The sequence below is a fragment of the Haloferax prahovense genome, assembly GCF_000723845.1.
GTDB classification, from domain to species: domain Archaea; phylum Halobacteriota; class Halobacteria; order Halobacteriales; family Haloferacaceae; genus Haloferax; species Haloferax prahovense.
The window spans coordinates 1,908,756-1,926,293 of sequence record NZ_LK053000.1; the positions used below are offsets into that span (position 1 = coordinate 1,908,756).

Consider the following 17,538-nt stretch of genomic DNA (forward strand, 5'->3'; position numbering starts at 1 on the left):
TAGGTATATCATGTTCTATTGTGTATGTCACTACCATGGCGTACGTAGTCAAGATGCCCAAACTGGGGTTGGAGATGAAGTCAGGCGAGCTCTCGGCGTGGCTCGTCTCGGAGGGCGACGAGGTCACCGAGGGCGAGCCAATCGCCGAAATCGAGTCGGAGAAGACGACGGCGGAGATTGACGCCAAGGAAGACGGCGTCCTGCGGCGTGTCGTTCTCGCTGAGGGCGAGTCGACAGCGCCCGGCGGCGCGTTAGCCATCGTCGCCGGCGCGGACGAGGACATCTCCCAGTTGGAGGCGGACGCGGGCGTCGGTGAGGGCGGCGACGAATCCGCCGGGACCGACGACGCGGTGGCGGACTCGGGCGCGACCGAGACGACTGAGACGGCGGCGGCGACCGGCGACGCCTCGTCGGTCACGAAGCAAGGGTCGAGCGGGTCGGACGGGGCGTCGGGGAACGGCGAGGTCCGCGCGTCGCCGCGTGCGAAGCGACTCGCGGACGACCTCGGTGTCGACCTCACGGCCGTCGAGGGCACCGGTCCGCAGGGGGCAATCACCGAGAGCGATGTGGAGGCCGCCGCGGACTCCGCGACGCCCGCCGAGACCGACGACGCCGGAGCGACGGTCGCGGCGGCCGAAAAGCGCGTGTTCGCCCCGCCGAGCGCCCGTCGCCTCGCCCGCGAACTCGGCGTCGACATCGCAGCGGTCGAAGGCACGGGACAGAACGGCCGCATCACCGAGTCCGACGTGCGGGCGGCGGGCGGCGCGAGCGCGGCGGCAACCGACTCCGCGGCCGCCGGCGACGACGCGACCGACGCGACCGCCGCGAGCGAACCGGTCGAGACGGAGCGGCCGCTGTCGGGGATGCGCCGCACCATCGCCGACCGCCTCGGCGAGAGCTACCGCGAGGCGGTCCACGTCACGGTCGACCGGCGCGCCGACGCGGAGGAACTGCTCGCCGCGGCGAACGCCGCCGACGACGCCCTCGGCGTGGACGTGTCGATAACGGACGTGCTGCTGCTCGCGCTCTCGGCGTCGCTCGACGAACACCCCGCGTTCAACGCGACCTTCGAGGACGGCGTCCACAGGCTCCACGGGGAACACAACGTCTGCGTCGCGGTCGACATCGACGAGGGACTCATCGCACCGGTCGTCCGCGACGTGGCCTCGCTGTCGCTCGCCGAACTCGCCGAGACTCGCGCCGAGGTCACCCAGCGGGCGCTGTCGGGTGACTTCACGATGGACGACCTCTCCGGGGGCACGTTCACCGTCTCGAACCTCGGCGTCCTCGGCGTCGAGTCGTTCGACCCGGTCATCAACCCGCCGCAGGTCGCCATCCTCGGCGTCAACACGATTCGCCGGGAGGCCGTGCCGACCGACGACGGCGACGTGACCGTCCGGCGGGTCATCTCCTTTTCGCTGTCGTTCGACCACCGCATCGTCGACGGGGCGGACGCCGCCCGCATGCTCGGCACGCTCGTCGAACACGTCGAGAACCCGTGGTCGCTCGTCATCGCCGCCGGCGGGCGGTGAAAGAGGCTCACCCGAGCCTGAAGCGTCCCTCGTCGGCAGCCCGTTCGAGGACCGACTCGACGTCGACCAGTCGCGGGCCGTCGCTCACCGGCCGGAGGCGGACGGTCCCGTCCCGAACCTCGTGTTCTCGCTCGCCGTCGACGCTTATGACCCCGCGGTCCACCTCGAACGCGTAGTCCTCACGGTCGTCGAGGACGCGGTGTTCGGCCACGTCGACCGTCGAGAGGGTTCCGGGGACGGTAATCGCCCTGACCGTCGTTGGGGCGGTCGCTTCGTTCTCGCCCGCACGGGCCAGTCGGAAGCCGACGCCGCCGGGGTCGTCCGGTCGGTGCGTAACGAGGCCGCCGGCGATGCCCGAGAGCCCGATTTCCGCGGGCGACGAGCGCGAGACGACGCCGCCGACGATGTCGCTCGGGTCGAGAATCGCCCGTGTACCGACGAAGGGTCGGTCGAGCACGCCGACGGTCGCGAGTCCGCGGATGACCGTCGTCTCTTCAGACCGGACGACGTCGACCTCGATGGTTCCGTGGCGCGTCGTCGCCTCCGCGGTGGGGACGGCCCCGCTTCCGACGAGGCCGGCGGCCGCGCCCGCAACGGTGCCGTCGACGGGCGTCGGGACGACGTTGTTCGTCCCCGTCGAGATGCTCACGACCGGCACGTCGCCGATGGTCTGGGCCACGTCTCGCGTCGTGCCGTCGCCGCCGAGGACGACGACGGCGTCGGCGTGGTCCGCGAAGTGGGCCGCGGCCGCTCGGCTGTCCCGTCCCGACGCGGTGACCGTCATGTCCACGAACTCGACGCCGAGGTCGTCGGGCGCGTCGTCGACGATGCGGTCGGCGAGCCCCGTGCTGTCGGGCATGACGAGCACCTCCACGTCGTCGACGAGCGTCAGTCCCGCGAGGACGCAGCCCGCGGTGCGGCGTTTCGCGTAGTTGTTACTGACGCTCGCGCCGCCGGTGAGTCTGCGGATGTCGCGGCCCGCGGCGGGGTTGACGACGAGCCCGATAGTGGTCGTCACTTACACGATGCGGTTGATTGCGGCCTCCACGTCGGAGCCGCTGGGGAGCACTTCCTCTTCGAGCGCGGGGCTGAAGGGGATGTGAACGTCGGCGACGCCGACCCGCTGGATGGGGGCGTCGAGGCTGTAGAACGCGTTTTCCATGACGCGCGTCGCCACCTCGGCGTGAGTTCCGTACGACAGCGGGCTCTCGTCGGCGATGACGAGGCGGCCGGTCTTTCCGACGCTCTCGACCAGCGTGTCGGTGTCCATCGGGTAGAGCGACCGGAGGTCGATGACCTCGACGCTCGTCTGGCCCGCGAGTTCCTCGGCGAGTTCGAGCGACTCGCCGACCATGCGTTGGGTGGCGACGACGGTCACGTCCTCGCCCTCGCGCTCGACGCTCGCGGTGCCGATTGGGATGGTGAAGTCCTCGTCGAGCGGTACCTCGCCTTTCTGTTCGTATATCTGCTTGTTCTCGAAGACGATGACTGGGTCGTCCGACCGGATGGCCGACTTCAACAGGCCCTTTGCGGACGCCGGCGTCGCGGGCGCGACGGCCATCACGCCCGGGAAGTGGGCAAACCACGTGTGAATCGTCCCGGAGTGCTGGCTGGCCGCGCCGCTCCCGCCGCCCTCGGTCGTTCTGACGGTGACGGGCATCTCCGTTTTACCGCCGAACATGTAGCGGTTCTTCGCCATCTGGTTGATTATCTGCTCGGAGCAGACGCCGATGAAGTCCGAGAACATGATTTCGACGACCGGCCGCGTCCCGGTCGCCGCCGCGCCGACCGCCGCGCCCATGAAGCCGGCCTCGCTGATGGGCGTGTCGCGGACGCGCGTCTCGCCGAACTGCTCGACGAGGTCGCCCGTGACCTCGTAGACGCCGCCGAACTTGCCGACGTCCTCGCCCATGACGAACACGTCGTCGTCGCGTTCGAGTTCCTCGCGGAGGGCGAGTCGAATCGCCTCGCGGATGGTCATCTCCTTCGTCTGGTCCGGGCCGGTTCCGCTGCTGGTCTCGGTGCTCATCGGTTCTCACCTCCGTCGGCCCGCATCCCGCTGGAGAAGTCGCTAATCTCCGGGACGGCCGCGTTGAACATGTCTTCGTACGCCTCGCTGGGGTCCGGGTACGCCGCCTCCTTCGCCTTCCCCACGGCGTCTTCGATCTGCTGGTGGATTTCGGCTTTCATCTCGTCGAACTCGGCTTCGGTAATCGCCCCCGCGTCCACGAGTCGTCGCTTGAACGACTCGATGGCGTCGCGGTCCTTCCAAATCGCCACGTCTTCTTCGGTCCGGTACGGCTGTTGGTCGCCCTCGAAGTGGCCGTGGTACCGATACGTCTCGGCCTCGATGAACGTCGGTCCCTCGCCGTCGGCGGCCCGCTTGCGCGCCTCCTTGACGGCCTCGTAGACCGCGGTGATGTCCATCCCGTCGACGGTGAAGCCGGGGATGTTGTACGCCTCCGCGGTCTCGCTGAGGTTCTGGACGTTGTGCTGTTTCTCGACGGGCGTCGCCTCGCCGTACTGGTTGTTCTCGACGAGGAACACCGCCGGGAGGCTCCACGTCGCCGCGAGGTTGATGGCCTCGTGGACCTGTCCCTGTGCGACCGCGCCGTCGCCGAAAAACGCCAGCGCGACGGTGTCTTCTCCTTTCAGGTGCGACGTGAGCGCGGCACCTGTCGCCAGTGGCGGCCCCGCGCCGACGATGCCGTTCGCCCCGAGCATCCCCGCGTCGACGTCCGCGATGTGCATCGACCCGCCTTTGCCGTTACAGTAGCCGTTGGCCTTCCCGAACAGTTCGGCCATCATCAGGTCCGGGTCGAGTCCCTTGGCGATACAGTGGCCGTGTCCCCTGTGGGTGCTCGTGATGTAGTCGTCCGATTCGAGGGCCGAACACGCGCCGACCCCGACCGCTTCTTCACCGACGTAGAGGTGGACGAACCCGGGGAGTTCGCCGTCGCTGAATAGGTCGGCCGCCTTCGTGTCGAACGCCCGTATCGTGAGCATCCGGCGAAGCGCCTCGCGCTGTCCATCCTCCGTCTCAATGTCTAGTACCACCATGTGACGTACCAACAATTGCCATAATCTATGATGACTTTTTCTCAAACTGACAGTCATCGGGTTAGTCGTGGGAAAGAGACTGTATAATCGAATCACACGGGGCTGTGTCGATTTTGACGACTTTCTTACACGAGGTGGCGCGCGCGTCTCTAGTCCTCCATCGCCGGCCGGTTACACCGATGTCGCCTCCCAACTTTTGGTGTTCACGTCCCAACGAACGGACATGCAAGCACTCCAGGTCGTGGTAGCATGAACATGCTCTACGAAGGCGAGTGGCGAACCGACAAGTTCGTCGCCAACAACGAAGACGGCGAGTTCGAGCGCCAGACGACCGACTTCCGCAACTGGGTCGGCGAGGACGAGCGGTTCCCGGTCGAGGCCGGGCGATACCACCTCTACATCTGCCGGGCGTGCCCGTGGGCACACCGCACCGCGATGACGCGCGCGCTGAAGGGCCTCGAAGACGCGATTTCGCTGTCGCTCGTCGAACCCGTCCGCATCGACGACGGCTGGGAGTTCTCCGAGGACCTCCCGGACCCGCTGTACGGCAAGGAGTTCCTCCGCGACATCTACCTCCGCGCCGACGACGAGTTCACCGGACGCGTCACCGTGCCCGTGCTGTGGGACAAAGAGCGCGAGACCATCGTCAACAACGAGTCACGCGAAATCATGCGGATGCTCGACGAGGCGTTCGACCCCCTCGCCGAGCACGACGCGGACCTCAACCCCGACGGCTACGAGGAGGAGGTCGACCGCCTCATCGACGAGATTTACGAGCCGGTCAACAACGGCGTCTACCGCGCCGGATTCGCGACGACCCAAGAAGCCTACGAGGAGGCCGTCGAGGAACTGTTCGACGCGCTGGACCACTGGGACGAGGTCCTCGACGACCAGCGGTTCCTCGCCGGCGACGTGCTCACCGAGGCGGACATCGCGATGTTCGCGACGCTGATTCGCTTCGACCACGTCTACCACACGCACTTCAAATGTAACAAGAAGGCCATCCACGAGTACGACAACCTCTGGAACTACACGAAGGAACTCTACCAGCTTCCGGGGGTCGCAAAGACGGTCAACATGGACCACATCGTCCGGCACTACTTCGTCAGCCACGGCGACATCAACCCCAAGCGCATCTACGGCGTCGGTCCCGACCTCGACTTCGAGGCGGAACACGACCGCGACCGCCTCCCGGCGGACCTTCCCGCGGCGCTGACGGCCGACAACTGAGCCGTCGCTCGGTTTTCGCGCTCGTCTCCGTCTCCGTCTCCGTTTCGCACTCGGCTCCGTTCTCGCCGCCTCTCTCGACACCCTATTCCCGTTCGAAACGCTATCACTTCTCATGGCAAGCCGCGCGACCCGCGCGCTCCGGCGATTCGAACCGCCGCCGCGGGCGGTCGACTGGTCCATCTTCGCGCTCGTCGTCTTCGAGACGCTCTCGGGCGTGCTGAGCCTCGGGGCCGGCCACCCGGCCAACGGTCTCCTGTTCGTCGTCCACGGCGTCGCCGGCCTCTCGCTGGTCGCGCTCGTCGGCTTCAAACTCTATCGGGTCCGCCACCGCGTCATCGACTCGCGGCTCCGGGACCGCCACACAGCCGTCTCGATTCTCCTCGCGGTCGTCGCGCTCGCGGCACTCGGAACCGGCATCGCGTGGGTGCTCGGCGTCGAGGTCCGAATCGCCTTCTGGACGCTTCTCAACGTCCACATCGGCTTCGGCCTGCTCGTCATTCCAGTCCTTCTCGTCCACCTCCGGTCGCGCTTCCGCGCGCCCCGCGCGGTCGACTTCGCGGAGCGACGCCGGGCGCTCCAGTACGGCGCGATACTCGTCTTCGGCGCGGCGAGCTACCGGGCGACCGAGACGGTTGGGGCGCTCCGCGGCGTCGGTCGCCGATTCACCGGGTCGCGGCCGCTCCCGCCCGGCGAGGGCAACGACGCCTTTCCGGTGACGAGTTGGGTCGCCGACGACCCCGACCCCGTCGACCCCGACTCGTGGTCCCTTTCGGTCGCGGGGTTAGTTGACCGCCCCCTCGAACTCGACCGGGCGGACCTCGCGCCCGACGAGACGCGGTCGGTCCTCTTGGACTGCACGAGCGGGTGGTACACCGAGCAGAACTGGACCGGCGTGAGACTCGGCGACGCGCTCGATAGCGCCGGTGTTCACTCGTCAGCGCGGTGGGTGACGGTCCGGTCGGTGACGGGCTTTCGGTGGTCCTTCCCCATCGCGGAGGCTCGAGAGATGCTGTTGGCGACCCGGGTCGGCGGCGAACCGCTCTCGCACGGCCACGGCGCGCCGCTCCGACTGGTCGCGCCGAACCGACGCGGCTTCCAGTGGGTCAAGTGGGTCGATGCGGTCGAGGTGCGCCGGCGACGCGACCCGGCGCAGTGGCTCGCGGTGCTGGTGAGCGGATTCGGATAGCGGCGCTCACCACGGGAGAATCCACAGCACGTCGACGAGGCGGTCCAGAATCGTCTTCTCAGTCTCGTCGTCCTCGTCGGTCGCGTCGTCGGGCGACGCATCCTGTACGTTCGTCACCCCGACTTCGTCGGGTGCGCTCGAATCGGTGGAGGGCATGCTCGTCGCTATGCTTGTCAACGTGGAAATACTTTCTGTGGGCGGGGTCGCTGGTCATCACTCATCGCGGAATCCCGCGAGATGCTGTTTTCGTCCCGCGTCGGTGAACGCTCGTACAGTCGCGGCGCGCTCACCGTGAGTTCGCCACGCGACGAAGCCGGCACCGAGGAACAGGAGGCCGCCGACGACGAGTAAGAACGGTTCCGCCCCGAGGACAAATCGCGTCGTCCCGTCGAACGTTTGGACCGTGGTGTAGAGCCCCGGGTCCCGGACGTAGTGGGACACGGCTACGAGCGAATAGCCGATTTCGACCCCACCGACTGCTACGGGGAGGGCCGCGGCGTACTTCCACCGGAGTGCGGCCAGCGCCCCGACGACACCGAGGCCCCCGAGTCGCGCTAGCAGGTTCTCCTCGTGGTTGAGTTGACCGTCCCATCCCGTCGTTATCGTCCCGTCGTATCCGGGTGCGACGTGGAGCAGTTCCTGGTGAATGCCGGCGACCACGGCTCCGAAGCCAGCGACTGCCATCACGACCGCGAGAATTCGTTGACGGTCCATATCGACACGTCTCGTGTCACCCAGAAATAATCTTGCTCCCTGTTCTCACTCGTCGCTTCCGCTTCGAATCGCCTGCTCGGCGGCGTCGAGAGCAGCGTCGGCGTCGAACTCGGCGACGATGGCTTCCAGTTCCTCGCGCGTCGCACCGGCGTCCCGCAGGTCGCGGGCGTGAGCGGTGATGTTCGGCACGGCGCGCACGATGTTGTCCACGATGGGGACCGTGGCGACCTGCGCCGACCGCGACATCGGGTTGAGGTCGACGACGATTTCGACTTTATCCATCGCGCCGAGCGCCTCGGCTCGGTCGCCGTCCTCCAGCGGGACGACGACCACGTCGGCGCTCCCGATACCGTCGGCGTCGACTTTCGCGCGCTCGTGGTCGATGCCCGGAATCCGCCCGTCGGCGGTGAGTCCCTTCACCTCGTCCGCGCCGTGGTCGCGCAGGTGCTCGACGATGGCTCGCATGCGCTCGTCGGTTCGGTTGAACAGATTGACTTCGATGTCGGCGTCGACGGCCGCCGCGAGTTCGACGATTTCGCCGGGGCAGAGCGCCGCGACGTTCCCGTTGACCGAGATAACCGGCTGGTCGGCGCGTAGGAGGTGCGCCGCGGCCGCCCGCGCGGCCTCGTCCGCGCTCGGAATCGTCCGCTCGCCGAGGAGGTAATCGAACGCCTCGCCGCGCCCCTGCGCGATGAGTCCCTGCCGGCTCGTGATACCCTTCTCGACGCCCTCCTCGATGCGGTGGCGGGTGAGAAGCGACTGGTATCTCGGGTGGCTCTCGGGAATCTCGATGTCGCTCATTGGTGGTGGGTCGTCGCCGCGACAGTAACACGTTTTCTCATCGGGGCGGGCGGGATTCCGCAACGCCCCCGACCGCTCGGTGAGGCCTCGCGGCCGCCTACTCGCTCCGCAGCGTCGCGCCGGCGGGGTGGACGCGGCAGCGCTCTGGGTCGTAGCCGGCGTCCGACAGCCCCGTCCCGACCGCGAACACCGTCTCGCCGAGCATCGCCATCGAGCCGTCGCCACCGGCCGCGCGCACGTCGTCGATGGCGGTCTCCACCCGGCCGCCGGTCAGGAGGCCGGCGTCGCGGGCGAACCGCCGCGACTCGGCGACGAATCGGTCGAGCGTGGGCTCGGCGCGGAGTGCTTCGAGGGCCGTCTCCCCGGCGGCGGTGAGTGTGGTGGTGTCCCCGGACAGCACGTCGGCCGTCGAGAGCCCGCCGAACGCGACGTACTCGATTTCGGGGCGCGCGGGGACGCCGTCCATCCGGCCGTGGGCCGGCGCGCCGGGTTCGACCCGAACGGGCATCCCGCCGCGGGCCTGCGCGACCACGTCGCCGAGGCCGGTCCCCGCGCGGACCTCGGCCACGTGGGCGAGGGTGACGAGTTCGTTCTCCGACCGGCCGCAGGCGAACACCGCGTTCGCCGCGAGCGCCGTCCCGAGCGCCATCGCGCCCGAGACGCCGAAGCCCGCGCCGAGTGGGAGGTCGCTTTCCGCGTCGACGGCGGCCGTCACGCCGAGCGACCGAAGCACGTCCGCGACGGGCGGCATCTCGACCGCCTCGCCGTCGAGACTGACGGTGGTCTCCGGTGCCGGTTCGACCGTCACGGTGACGCCGTGGGAGAGTGTCAGCCCCGCGCCGCGGGAACCGGCGACCGCCGGGTCGTCGGCGGGGTGGGCGCTGAAAAAGCCCGTGACGTGGCCGGGCACGAACGCCGTCGCGTCGTCGCTCATCGGTCGTTCTACGACGGGGGTCGGTTAACGGTGTTGCGTTTCGTCGCGTCCGCGTTCATACCGAGTCTGACTCAGGAACGCTCGTATTCGGTCGCTTCGTCCTCACGGGTCGTTCGCCGCGATTCCGCCGTTTTGCGAGCGTCCGCGACCGTCTCCGTCTCCAACAGCCGCTCGACTTTCGCCTCGAACTCCTCTTCGGAGAGTTCGCCGGTCGCGTAGCGCCGCCGGAGCGTTTCGAGCGCGTCTTCGGTCTCGGTCGTCATCGACTCGGCCGCGTCGTCGCCGCGACGGGACTCGTAGATGCGAGCGAGGGCTATCGCGGCGGGGAGCACGCCCGCGAAGCCGACCGGGAAGACGACCCAGAACCACGACACTCCGAGCGCGAGTAGGCCGAATCCGACCAGAAAGATGAGCCCCATGACGACGCCGGCGACCAGTTCTTCGAGCGCCGAGTCCTCGTCGTCGCCCGCGTCGTCGATGGCGTCGTCGACGATTCGCTTCGGGTCGGTCATCGGTCTCCTCCGCGACGACGACGTTCGTGCATGGTGTTCTAACGTGTCCGGGAGATAACGACTGTTTCGCAAAAAATGGGTCGCGTCGATGGGTGCGTCTTCGCCCTTATGGGCTCAGATGGTGGCAGTCGCGCGGGAGTTCACTCGCAACGCGTGGCGTTGCTCCCTGTTCCCGCGCTCGTGTTGCGCCGTCGCCTCGGGCGACAGGCGCTGCCGGTCGCGCGGGAACACCGTCGGACTCACGTCGTTCGTCCGACGAGCACCCACTCGCAGAAACGCCTTCGTCTACGGACTCAGGCGTTGTCTGTCTCGTGGGAACAGCACCGCTTCCCGGATGTTCTCCAGTCCGAGCATCGTCATGATGAGTCGCTCGCCGCCGAGTCCGAAGCCGGCGTGCGGGGGCATGCCGTACTTGAACATCTTCGTGTAGTACTCGAACGCGTCGGGGTCGAGGCCCTGCTGTTCGAAGCCGGCGACGAGGTGGTCGAAGCGGTGTTCACGCTGCCCGCCCGAGACGAGCTCCATGCTCGGGTGCATCATGTCGAAGCCCGTCGAGAGCGTCTCGTCGTCGTCGTGGTCCTTGATGTAGAACGGCTTGATCTCGCTGGGCCAGTCGGTGATGAAGTAGTGCTCGCCGACGTCCTCGCCGAGCGCCTTCTCGCCCTCGGTGGGGAGGTCGTCGCCCCAGACGAGCTGCTCGTCGAGCTTGCCCGTGGCGTTGATGCGCTGGATGGCCTCCTCGTAGCTGAGCCGCGGGAACTCGCCGGACGGCGCTTCGAACTCGTCTTCGAGACCGAGCGCTTCGAGTTCGTCCTGGCAGTTCTCTTCGACGGCCTCGTAGCCGGCCTTGACGACGGCCTCGCACACGTCCATCGCCTCGGTGTGGTCGATGAACGCCGATTCGAAGTCGATGGAGGTCGCCTCGTTGAGGTGGCGGGGCGTGTTGTGCTCTTCGGCGCGGAAGATGGGGCCGACCTCGAAGACGCGTTCGAGTCCGGAACCGACCATCAGCTGCTTGAACAGCTGCGGCGACTGGTTCATGAACGCTTCCTTGCCGAAGTACGTGATGGGGAAGAGCTCGGTGCCGCCCTCGGTCCCCGTGGCGACGATTTTCGGCGTGTTGATCTCGGTGGCGCGGAGGTCGCGGAACTGCTCGCGGACGGCGCGCTGGACCTCGGCGCGAATCTCGAAGATGGCCTTGACCTCGTCCTTGCGGAGGTCGAGCGTGCGGTTGTCGAGGCGCGTCGAGAGTTCGGCGTCGACCTTGCCGGAGGGGTCGAGCGGGAGCTGCGCTTCGGCCTCGGCGATGACGTCGAGGCTCTCGGGCGTGACTTCGACGCCCGTCGGCGCGCGGGGCTCCTCTGCGACCTCGCCGGTCACGGAGATGACGCTCTCGCGGTGGACGCCGAGACCCGTCTCGACGAGGTCGTCGTCCATCTCGTCTTTCTCGAACTTGACCTGAATCTTGCCGGAGGTGTCCCGGAGAATCAGAAACGCGATGCCGCCGAGGTCACGAACTTCGTGGACCCAGCCGGCGACGGTGACCGTGTCACCGGGTTCGGCGTCGGCCGTGTACGTTCGGTTTCGCATACGACGTGGTTCCGGACCGTTCGTCTTAAACATCGTGTCTTCGCCTCGCTCGGACGCGTTCGAGTGTCGAACCCACCGAGAAGCGGGACGATACGAGGCACGCGTTGACGGGGTCTGTGGTACCGTGGTACTTAGTTCGCTGCGCGTGTCCACCCGGTATGGCTCCCGACTCACCGGACGCGCCGGCGGACGAACCGCGAACCGACGCGGACGCTTCCCCGGAGTCCGGCCCGGCACCCAACGCCGCCCGCGTCGCCGACCTCGACTGGTCCGAGAGCGAGCGGGGCGACCGATTCGCGTTCCGCCGGAAGCGACTCGCCGAACGCGCCGGCGGCCGCGACCTCGGCTGCTCGCTCTACGAGGTCCCGCCGGGGAGGCGCCCGTGGCCGACCCACTACCACGAAGGCAACGAAGAGGCGCTGTACGTGCTCTCCGGAACGGGCACGCTCCGGACACGAGAGGGCGCGGCCGACCTCGACCTCGAAGCGGATACCTACGTCGCACTCCCCGCCGGGGCCGACTACGCGAGACAAATCGAGAACGACGGCGACGAACCGCTCCGGTACCTCGCGCTCTCGACGATGAACCACCCCGACGTGACGGTCTATCCGGACTCCGGCAAAGTCGGAGTGTTCTGCGGTGCGCCGCCGGGCGGCGACGAGAACGCCCGGACGCTCAACGATTATTTCCCCCGAGACGCCGCCGTCGGCTACTGGGAGGGTGAACCGACCGACGAGGAGTGACGTACCTCTCGCTTCGACTGCGACGCACCCGTCGCTGAGGTTTATATCCGAACCCGCGGCCACCTCGCCTCGGACATGGACGTTTCAGACCTCGAAGCCGCGTTCGCCCTCCCGCTCGCCGAAGACACTTCGTTCGATACGACGCTCGTCGGCGTCCTCGCGACGCTCGCGTCGTTCGCCACGCCGCTCGCGGGCGTTCTCCTTGCGGGCTACGTGGTCCGCCTCGTTCGCGCCGGCGACCGCGACGCGACCGCGCTCCCGTCGTTCGACGACTACACCGACATGGTCGCCGACGGCGCTCGTCTCTCGGCCGCGCTCGTCGCGCTTCAACTCCCCGCAGTCGGCCTCGCGACCGCCGCGCTTCCGGGTTCCGGACTCTCGCTTGCGACGCTCACGTATGCGACCAATCCGGCGATGCTCGGGCTCCTCGGCCTCTCCGCGCTCGAAACCGTCGGTCTCGTCGCGGCCGGCCTCGCGGCACTGATGGGTTCGTATCTCTCGGTGGCCGCCACGGTCGCCATCGCCCGCGAGGGGTCGCTCGTCGCGGCAATTCCAGTCACGCGTGACCTCGCGTTCGACCGCTCGTTTATCGGCGTCGCCTCTGGCGTCGCGCTCGTCGGCTTCGTGGCCGGCCTGCTCGTCGCCCTCTGCGCCGCGGTGCCGGCCGTCGGTACCGCGCTCGCCGCGACCGCGTCGTTCTACTCACTCGTCGCGTCGGCGACGCTCCTCGGTCGCGGCGCGCCGAACGCGTCGGTGCTCGACGTCGATGCGTCTCGGCAGTCACACGCTGGCGGCGTGAGCTCGGGGTCGGCCGAGTCGATGGAGTCGGCGTAGAAGAGGAACCCGTGCCCGTGGGGATTACTCCGCGACGAGTTCGGCCGTCGCGTCTTTCGCGCCCTCGACCGTCTCGCGCACCGCGTCGACGCCCTCGTCGTGCAGGAGGTTGCCGACGACGACCGCGTCCGCGTGCTGGCCCATCTCATAGGCGGTGTCGTAGTCGTGGATGCCGCCGCCGTAGAACAGCGTCGCCTCGTCGAGCGCGTCGTGCGCCGCGCCGACCTTCTCGGGGTCGCCGTAGGTGCCGGAGTACTCGACGTAGATGATCTTCTGGCCGAACATCTTCTCGGCGACGCGAGCGAACGAGGCCACGTCCTCGGCGGACTGGTCGGTGTCGGCGTCGGTGTACTCGGCGACCGACGACTCGGGGTTCAACACGATGTACGCCTCGGTGTGGGTGCGGTCCCAGTCGAGGCCGTCTTCGATGCGGACCCACTCCTTGTGCGCGCCGGTGATCCAAAACGAGTCGCTCGCGTTGAACACCGTCGGGATGAGGTAACCGTCCAGCGCGTCGTCGTCGATGACGACGCCGGGGTTCGACGGCTCCTGGTAGATTGGCACGTCGTACTTCGAGGTGGCCTCGATGACGCGTTCCATCTTCTCCTCTGTGATGTCGAGCGTGCCGCCAATTTCGAGGGCGTCGGTGCCCGTCTCACACACGTCTTCGAACGTCTCGCCGTCGACGAGGTCCTTGTCCGGGTCGATTTTGGTGATATGGTCCCAGTCTTCCCACGGATAGCTCATTGGTCGCTCTATGCTTGAGGGGGCGTAAAAAGCGTGCGGATGAAATGGGTCACACGCATAGTCGGGAGTGAATTTTAACCCACCTGTCACCAAATCCAGTGTACGATGGACGCTGCCGCCGCGACCGAATACGTCGAACACAGAGCGATGTCCCTGTCCGCGGCGGAGTTCGAACTACTCTGCGAGTCGGTGCTCACGGAGTCGCTTCCCCCGGCGCGGTTCTCGGTAACCGCTTTTCGACAGGACGGCGGCATCGACATCGACGGTCGCGTCAGTAATCCGCTTCTGGACGTTTCGCTCGGCGTTCAGGCGAAGCAGTACGACCCGAGCAACACGGTCGGTTCGCCCGCAATACAGCGATTTCAGGGCGCGCTAGCCGATACGGGATGCGACACCGGGACGGTCATCACGACGAGTTCGTTTACCACACCAGCCGCCGAAAGCGCCGAGCGGGCGGGTATCCACTTGGTGAACGGTTCCGCGCTGTTCGAGTCGATGGTCGACCTTCGCGTCGGCGTTCGGCGAGGCGGCGGACAGTTCGAACCCGACGAGGGTTTCTGGAACCTGTTCGGAGAGACCGACGAGACGAGCACGGTTCCGTCGAAACGAATTCCGCTCGCCAACTCGTTCGAAACCCTCGACGCTGTTCTCTCGGCTATCGGCGACACCCGCGGAACCAAAGACGACATTGTCTCGTCCGCGGGCGTATCGCCCCGCCACGCGGACCTGTACGCGGGTGCGGGCTGGATTCTCGGGTTCGTTCACCAAGAGTGGCCCGACGAGGAGACCCACAGACAGCGCCGCTGGTCGCTCACCCGAAGCGGCGCTCGGTACATCGCCTATCGAACAGCGGGCCTCAACGCCGAGGCCGAACCCCTCCTTCTCGACGGGATTCGAAACGCAGAGATAATCGAACGACTCGCACACCCGCTCTCGGAGTCGGAGTCGTTCGGACACAGCGAGCTCGTTGACTTCGTCGAATCCGAGTCAGAGCTATCGCGGAGTAGCGCGAAACGCCGGGCGAGTTCAGTCGGCGTTTGGCTCGCCCGACTCCCCGAAGTCTCGGTCGAAAACGGCCGGGGAAAACGATACGTTTGGAACGGGAATTAATCCGCCGCCGTCTGCCACTTCCGAACCGTATCCGCACCAACGCCTTCGACTTTCGCCGCGATGTCGTCGGGTTCGGACGCCTTCAGCGTCTTCACGTCCTCGATGCCGGCGTCTTTCAGCTTCTCGGCGGTCTTCGCGCCGATGCCGCTGATGCTCTCTAAGTCCGAGCCGCCCTCGCCGTTCTGCTGGGCCTGATACTCGCGGTAGTTGCAGATGGGACAGCCGAGCTCCCACGGCTCGCGGTCGCCTTCGTACGTAATCCGGAGCTCTGGCAGGTCGTGTTCCTCGCAGGACTCGTCTGTCACCTCGATGTCGCCGCGACGAGGCAGCGGCAACGAGTAGTCACAGTCGGGGTAGCGGGTACAGCCGACGAGCCGAGAGCCGGAGCGGAGGCGCTTGATAGCTAGCTCTCCCCCTTCTTCCTCACCGCACTCCGGACACGTCCCGATGACGAGGTCGTCTTCCTCGTCGGCCTCCTCGGCCTTACAGAGCGGACAGCCGTGGACGAACGTCTTGCGCCCGGCGAGCATCTTGATGTGGTGGAGGTCGTGTTCTTCGCAGGAGTCCTCCATGATGAGCGGCTTGCCCGTGGAGGGAAGCGGGAGCGTGTAGGTACAGTCGGGGTAGGAGTCACAGCCGATGAAGTACGAGCCGCGGCGGCTCTTTCTGACGACGAGGTCGCCGCCGCAGTCGGGGCAGGTGCCGACCGTCTTGTCGGCTTTCAGTGAGTCCTGCAGTTGCTTGCCGAGTTCCTCGCGGGACTCCATTAGCCCCTCGAACACGTCCTGGAGCATCTCTTTGGACTCCTCGGTCACGTCTTCGAGGGTGGCCTCGCCGCGGGCGATGGCCAGCATGTCGGATTCGAGTTGCGAGGTCATCTCCTCGCTGACGATGAGTTTCGCGAAGTCCTCGGAGGCCTCCACGACGGCCCGCGCGAGGCGTGTCGGCCGCGGTGGGTCGCTCTCGATGTAGCCGCGGTCGTAGAGCTTCTGAATCACGTCGTGGCGGGTCGCCTTCGTCCCGATGCCCATCTGTTCCATCGTCTCGATGAGCCGCGACTGGCCGTAGCGCCGCGGGGGCTGGGTCTGCTTGGCGTCGAGGTGCGTGTCGGACAGCACGAGCGACTCGCCTTCCTCGACGTCCGGCACGAACGACTCGCTGGAGTTGAAGTACGGGTAGACGTCGTGGTAGCCGGCTTCGAGCAGGCGCTTGCCGTTGGCCTTCAGCGAGAGCCCCTCGACCTCGGCGACGACGCGGAGGTGCTCCCAGACGGCGTCCTCGGCGACGGTTGCGAAGAAGCGCCGGACGACGAGTTCGTACACGTCCCACTCGTCTTCGGTGAGGTCGGACGCCGAGGGGAGTTCGCCGGTCGGGTGAATCGGCGGGTGGTCGGTCGTCTCGTTGTCGCCCTCGGTGGGCTCGATTTCCTCCTGTTCGAGGAGGGATTCGGCGTCCTCCTTGAACCGGCGGTCGCCCTCGAACGCGCCGAGCAGTTCGCGCGGGTCGAGGTCGTCGGGGTACACCGTGTTGTCGGTCCGCGGATAGGTGATGTAGCCGGCCGTGTAGAGGTCCTCGGCGATGCTCATCGCCCGCTGTGCGGAGTAGCCGATAGAGCCGGCGGCGCGGATGAACTGCGTGGTATTGAACGGTGCGGGCGGCGTGTCGGTTCGCGTGCGGCGATTGACCGACGCGACTTCTGCGGCCTCGACGCCGAGGAGCGTCTGGTAGGCCGACTCCGCGGACTCCTCGTCCCAGATGCGCTCGGCTTCGGTGCCGTCGTCGTCGAGGTAGAAGTACTGCGCCTCGAAGGACTCGGCGTCACCGTCGGCGTCCTTCGTCAGCTTGGAGAACAGCTCCCAGTAGTCCTCGGGGTCGAACGCCTCGATTTCGCGCTCGCGGTCGACGATGAGCTTCAGCGTCGGTCCCTGCACGCGGCCGACCGAGATGAAGTCGTTGCCGAGCTGGCGGGCCGAAAGCGAGAGGAAGCGCGTGAGCGCGGCCCCCCAGACGAGGTCGATAATCTGTCGGGCCTCGCCCGCGGCGGCGAGGTTGAAGTCGAGGTCGTCGGGATTATCGAACGCCTCGGTCACCTCGCGCTTCGTGATGGAGGAAAACCGCACGCGGTCGACGGGCACATCCTCGTTCACGTCGCGGACGAGCTCGTAGGCCTCTTTCCCGATGAGTTCGCCCTCACGGTCGTAGTCGGTCGCGATGGTGACCGTCCCCGCGCGGCGAGCGAGCCGGCGGAGCGCGGCGACGATGTTCTCCTGCGTGGGGTGTTTCTCGACGGGCGCGCCGATGAGCTCGACCGGCTCCACGTCGCGCCAGTCGTTGTACTCCGGCGGGAAGTCCACGCCGACGACGTGGCCCGACAGGCCGATACAACGCTTGCCGCCCCACTTGTAGACGTTCACGCCGTTCATTCGCTCCGCGGAGGCGGTCTCGCCGCTCAGGATGTCGGCGATGCGCCTCGCGGCGTTGTCCTTCTCGGTGATGATGAGTTCCGGACCCCTACTCATTGAGCGGCGATATGTCGGGGGTTGTC

Annotated in this window: 17 protein-coding genes; 6 read left to right on the forward strand and 11 right to left on the reverse strand. The window is 67.2% G+C overall.

All coding sequences use genetic code 11. From position 1 onward, the window contains the following. Positions 1-35: 35 nt before the first annotated feature. Positions 36-1,532, forward strand: a complete 1,497-nt coding sequence (locus BN984_RS09630; RefSeq protein WP_049913368.1) for a 2-oxo acid dehydrogenase subunit E2 — start codon at positions 36-38, stop codon at positions 1,530-1,532. Positions 1,533-1,539: 7 nt separating this feature from the next. On the opposite strand, the gene BN984_RS09635 is transcribed toward BN984_RS09630, so the two are convergent. From BN984_RS09635 to BN984_RS09645, 3 genes are read right to left on the reverse strand one after another with little or no spacing between them, the layout of a single operon-like run. Next, the gene (locus BN984_RS09635; RefSeq protein ID WP_008092022.1) at positions 1,540-2,550 is read right to left on the reverse strand and encodes an NAD(+)/NADH kinase; all 1,011 of its coding nucleotides are present in this window, start codon (positions 2,548-2,550) and stop codon (positions 1,540-1,542) included. Next, the gene (locus tag BN984_RS09640) at positions 2,551-3,561 is read right to left on the reverse strand and encodes an alpha-ketoacid dehydrogenase subunit beta (protein WP_004044267.1); all 1,011 of its coding nucleotides are present in this window, start codon (positions 3,559-3,561) and stop codon (positions 2,551-2,553) included. Beyond that, a complete protein-coding gene (locus tag BN984_RS09645) occupies positions 3,558-4,592 on the reverse strand; it encodes a thiamine pyrophosphate-dependent dehydrogenase E1 component subunit alpha (protein ID WP_049913369.1) in 1,035 nt (344 codons plus the stop codon). Before BN984_RS09645 ends, BN984_RS09640 begins: the two co-directional genes overlap by 4 nt. 249 nt (positions 4,593-4,841) lie before the next feature. On the opposite strand from BN984_RS09645, the gene BN984_RS09650 reads away from it, so the two are divergent. After that, positions 4,842-5,822, forward strand: a complete 981-nt coding sequence (locus tag BN984_RS09650; protein ID WP_008092030.1) for a glutathione S-transferase family protein — start codon at positions 4,842-4,844, stop codon at positions 5,820-5,822. A gap of 112 nt (positions 5,823-5,934) precedes the next feature. Continuing rightward, the gene (locus tag BN984_RS09655) at positions 5,935-7,008 is read left to right on the forward strand and encodes a molybdopterin-dependent oxidoreductase (RefSeq protein WP_049968116.1); all 1,074 of its coding nucleotides are present in this window, start codon (positions 5,935-5,937) and stop codon (positions 7,006-7,008) included. A gap of 6 nt (positions 7,009-7,014) precedes the next feature. On the opposite strand, the gene BN984_RS19735 is transcribed toward BN984_RS09655, so the two are convergent. From BN984_RS19735 to aspS, 6 genes are all read right to left on the reverse strand, one after another. Next, positions 7,015-7,164: a hypothetical protein gene (locus BN984_RS19735; RefSeq protein ID WP_181950692.1), complete on the reverse strand. Its 150-nt coding sequence runs from the start codon at positions 7,162-7,164 to the stop codon at positions 7,015-7,017. 57 nt (positions 7,165-7,221) lie between these two features. Next, complete coding sequence (locus BN984_RS09660) at positions 7,222-7,722, reverse strand: hypothetical protein (protein ID WP_244877460.1); 501 nt, start codon at positions 7,720-7,722, stop codon at positions 7,222-7,224. 45 nt (positions 7,723-7,767) lie between these two features. Further along, on the reverse strand, positions 7,768-8,523 hold the full coding sequence (locus BN984_RS09665) for a 4-phosphopantoate--beta-alanine ligase (RefSeq protein WP_008092035.1): 756 nt from the start codon (positions 8,521-8,523) through the stop codon (positions 7,768-7,770). Positions 8,524-8,620: 97 nt separating this feature from the next. Further along, positions 8,621-9,457 (reverse strand): pantoate kinase, encoded by an 837-nt coding sequence (locus BN984_RS09670; protein ID WP_049968117.1) that lies wholly within the window; start codon positions 9,455-9,457, stop codon positions 8,621-8,623. A gap of 71 nt (positions 9,458-9,528) precedes the next feature. Then, complete coding sequence (locus BN984_RS09675) at positions 9,529-9,969, reverse strand: SHOCT domain-containing protein (protein ID WP_008092037.1); 441 nt, start codon at positions 9,967-9,969, stop codon at positions 9,529-9,531. A 285-nt stretch (positions 9,970-10,254) separates the two neighbouring features. Continuing rightward, the gene (aspS, locus tag BN984_RS09680) at positions 10,255-11,559 is read right to left on the reverse strand and encodes an aspartate--tRNA(Asn) ligase (protein WP_049968118.1); all 1,305 of its coding nucleotides are present in this window, start codon (positions 11,557-11,559) and stop codon (positions 10,255-10,257) included. A 158-nt stretch (positions 11,560-11,717) separates the two neighbouring features. Between aspS and BN984_RS09685 the strand changes: the two genes are divergently transcribed. Together BN984_RS09685 and BN984_RS09690 are read left to right on the forward strand one after the other, a co-directional pair. Further along, positions 11,718-12,302, forward strand: a complete 585-nt coding sequence (locus BN984_RS09685; protein WP_049968119.1) for a cupin domain-containing protein — start codon at positions 11,718-11,720, stop codon at positions 12,300-12,302. A gap of 75 nt (positions 12,303-12,377) precedes the next feature. Continuing rightward, positions 12,378-13,136, forward strand: a complete 759-nt coding sequence (locus BN984_RS09690) for a DUF4013 domain-containing protein (protein WP_081909191.1) — start codon at positions 12,378-12,380, stop codon at positions 13,134-13,136. 24 nt (positions 13,137-13,160) lie between these two features. On the opposite strand, the gene BN984_RS09695 is transcribed toward BN984_RS09690, so the two are convergent. Next, a complete protein-coding gene (locus BN984_RS09695) occupies positions 13,161-13,883 on the reverse strand; it encodes a phosphoglycerol geranylgeranyltransferase (protein WP_008092041.1) in 723 nt (240 codons plus the stop codon). Positions 13,884-13,988: 105 nt separating this feature from the next. On the opposite strand from BN984_RS09695, the gene BN984_RS09700 reads away from it, so the two are divergent. Further along, complete coding sequence (locus BN984_RS09700) at positions 13,989-14,993, forward strand: restriction endonuclease (protein WP_049968121.1); 1,005 nt, start codon at positions 13,989-13,991, stop codon at positions 14,991-14,993. Here the strand turns inward: BN984_RS09700 and BN984_RS09705 are convergent. Further along, positions 14,990-17,512: a DNA topoisomerase I gene (locus BN984_RS09705; protein WP_049968122.1), complete on the reverse strand. Its 2,523-nt coding sequence runs from the start codon at positions 17,510-17,512 to the stop codon at positions 14,990-14,992. The two genes, BN984_RS09700 and BN984_RS09705, sit on opposite strands and share 4 nt — an antisense overlap. Positions 17,513-17,538: the final 26 nt, after the last annotated feature.

Coding starts and splice junctions, on each gene's coding strand:
- BN984_RS09640 (WP_004044267.1), bottom strand. CDS start 3,561: ATGAGCACCGAGACCAGCAGCGGAACCGGCCCGGACCAGACGAAGGAG.
- BN984_RS09655 (WP_049968116.1), top strand. CDS start 5,935: ATGGCAAGCCGCGCGACCCGCGCGCTCCGGCGATTCGAACCGCCGCCG.
- BN984_RS09630 (WP_049913368.1), top strand. CDS start 36: ATGGCGTACGTAGTCAAGATGCCCAAACTGGGGTTGGAGATGAAGTCA.
- BN984_RS09700 (WP_049968121.1), top strand. CDS start 13,989: ATGGACGCTGCCGCCGCGACCGAATACGTCGAACACAGAGCGATGTCC.
- BN984_RS09665 (WP_008092035.1), bottom strand. CDS start 8,523: ATGAGCGACATCGAGATTCCCGAGAGCCACCCGAGATACCAGTCGCTT.
- aspS (WP_049968118.1), bottom strand. CDS start 11,559: ATGCGAAACCGAACGTACACGGCCGACGCCGAACCCGGTGACACGGTC.
- BN984_RS09685 (WP_049968119.1), top strand. CDS start 11,718: ATGGCTCCCGACTCACCGGACGCGCCGGCGGACGAACCGCGAACCGAC.
- BN984_RS09650 (WP_008092030.1), top strand. CDS start 4,842: ATGAACATGCTCTACGAAGGCGAGTGGCGAACCGACAAGTTCGTCGCC.
- BN984_RS09670 (WP_049968117.1), bottom strand. CDS start 9,457: ATGAGCGACGACGCGACGGCGTTCGTGCCCGGCCACGTCACGGGCTTT.
- BN984_RS09705 (WP_049968122.1), bottom strand. CDS start 17,512: ATGAGTAGGGGTCCGGAACTCATCATCACCGAGAAGGACAACGCCGCG.
- BN984_RS09675 (WP_008092037.1), bottom strand. CDS start 9,969: ATGACCGACCCGAAGCGAATCGTCGACGACGCCATCGACGACGCGGGC.
- BN984_RS09645 (WP_049913369.1), bottom strand. CDS start 4,592: ATGGTGGTACTAGACATTGAGACGGAGGATGGACAGCGCGAGGCGCTT.
- BN984_RS09695 (WP_008092041.1), bottom strand. CDS start 13,883: ATGAGCTATCCGTGGGAAGACTGGGACCATATCACCAAAATCGACCCG.
- BN984_RS19735 (WP_181950692.1), bottom strand. CDS start 7,164: ATGCCCTCCACCGATTCGAGCGCACCCGACGAAGTCGGGGTGACGAAC.
- BN984_RS09690 (WP_081909191.1), top strand. CDS start 12,378: ATGGACGTTTCAGACCTCGAAGCCGCGTTCGCCCTCCCGCTCGCCGAA.
- BN984_RS09660 (WP_244877460.1), bottom strand. CDS start 7,722: ATGGACCGTCAACGAATTCTCGCGGTCGTGATGGCAGTCGCTGGCTTC.